The 1614-nt window shown below is 37.0% G+C and carries 1 protein-coding gene; it reads left to right on the top strand.

The genetic code is table 11. The features are described 5' to 3' along the window. Positions 1 to 114 precede the first annotated feature (114 nt). On the top strand, positions 115 to 1389 hold the full coding sequence (locus COE25_RS29460; protein WP_098935172.1) for an IS110 family RNA-guided transposase: 1275 nt from the start codon (positions 115 to 117) through the stop codon (positions 1387 to 1389). Positions 1390 to 1614: the final 225 nt, after the last annotated feature.

The raw sequence follows: 1614 nt of genomic DNA, 5'->3' as shown, positions 1-1614 counted from the left end.
GCAGGATAGCATTCCTGTAGAGAGTTAATTATTGACTTTGATAAAAAAAGAGCTCCTCAGTAAGATATGAGTATAGACACCACTCTAACTCAAAACTTAGGAGGAACCCCTACTATGAAGTTTAAAATGCAAGACAAACAAAATCAACTAATAGAAAGAATTTCCGATAAACATCTCGTTGTCGGCGTAGATATTGCACAACAATTTCATGTCGCAAGAGCCGTAAATTTCCGTGGAATTGTAGTCGGAGATCCACTGGCCTTCGAAAATAATGAAGAGGGATTTGCTAGTTTATTAATATGGATTAAAAATCTTCAAAAGTTAAATAACCTAGATACAGTTATAGTTGGGATGGAACCAACTGGGCACTACTGGATCAATCTTTCAAGATGGCTTTCTAAACAAAATATTGAGGTTGTAACAGTAAACCCACATTTAGTAAAAAGGAATAAAGAAAATCGTGATAATAGCCAGTCAAAAAGCGATAAAAAAGATGCTTTAGTCATCGCTGATATGGTAAAGAACGGTTACTACTCCTATGTTAGGTATACATCAGAATCATTCGAAAAACTGAGGGTACTTATGTCTAACCGTGATGTAGTAGTTAAACGCCTCGTTAGTTCTATTAATCAATTAAATCGATGGGTAGATATAGTCTTTCCGGAACTTCGACAGGTGTTTAAAGAAGTTACGGCTAAAGGGGCAATCGCAACCCTTCGTCTATTTCCATCTCCCATTGAATTGTCAATTATGGAGCCTAGCGAGATTATAGTAGGTTGGAAATCAATTATGAAGAGACAACCTGGTTTAAAAAAAGCCCAATTGCTTCTTCAAGCAGCTAGAAAATCAGTGGGCACCAGACAAGCATTAGATGCGTATAAATTTCATTTGGAACAATTACTAGAGGAGTATGATTTAGCCGTAACACAACTCGAAAGAGTTGAAAAACAAGTTTCTGATGTATTAAATAAGATCCCTTTTGCCAAGAAACTGCTTACCATTAAAGGTATTAGTGAAATTTCACTCGCTGGTATTTTAGGTGAGGCAGGGGATTTAAGCGGTTTTTCTCACGGCAATTCTCTACTTCGTCATGCAGGTTTACACCTAGCTGAAGCAAGTTCTGGGAAGTGGAAAGGTCAAATTGTCATCTCAAAACGTGGAAGGTCCAGGCTACGACGATTCCTCTACTTAGCGACAATGAGCCTTGTGATGAATAACCAGGAATTTAAAGCAATTCACTCCCATAATGTTAAAGTAAAAAAAATGAAAAAAATGAAATCCATTATGAAATTGATCGGAAAACTAGCACGTATATTTGTAGGAATAGCCAAACGAAATGAATCCTATTGTCCGGAAAAACTACAACATTTAACTTCTTTAGCTGCATAAGAACTAATAGATTCTTAGACCAGTTTACCCGAAAGGGTAAACTCCAATAAATAATTATAAAGAGTGTATGTTTCTTTAAATTTATCGAATGTTGGCTTATTCGTAGGATTTCAAATATGTACGGAGTACCAGATTTCTTCAACATAAGGGCTCGGACCCATTAGGATAGCATAACTGGCCTCCACCCCTTGGATAGGCATGACGAAGGAATGAGAGGGCAAACGA

Source organism: Bacillus sp. AFS031507 (genome assembly GCF_002584635.1).
GTDB lineage: Bacteria > Bacillota > Bacilli > Bacillales > Cytobacillaceae > Neobacillus.
The sequence above is the reverse complement of the archived record's forward strand: the minus strand, read 5'-3'. Positions and strand labels throughout refer to the sequence as shown.

What these genes read in the sequence shown, in the direction of transcription:
- COE25_RS29460 (WP_098935172.1), top strand. Translation starts at nt 115, where the DNA reads ATGAAGTTTAAAATGCAAGACAAACAAAATCAACTAATAGAAAGAATT.